1 protein-coding gene is annotated in these 246 nt (G+C 63.0%); it reads left to right on the forward strand.

Annotation, left to right across the window (positions count from 1 at the left end; genetic code table 11):
* The coding region (locus tag ACX9YW_RS23435) for a hypothetical protein (protein ID WP_460351189.1) at window positions 1-246 on the forward strand (246 nt) is incomplete at both ends.

Genomic DNA, 246 nt, shown 5'->3' on the forward strand with positions numbered 1-246 from the left:
CGTTAGCCATGGTGCTGCAGCTTACAGCCGAAGGCGCACAACAGTCGCTCACCGCACACGTGGAGGCGAAGGGGATTGAGGTGTTCCTGAAGTACGGCCCGCAAATCGGATGGGGCGAGTTGCAGCGCCTGCTCAGCGACCGCGCGTATGTCCGCTATCCATGCGACATTGTCTTCGATGGAACACCCCTCCTGGCCGGGGAGTTTGCCTATCCGATGCCCAAGGGCGCCAGGCCGGAGGACGGCT

The organism is Pseudoneobacillus rhizolycopersici (assembly GCF_054786815.1).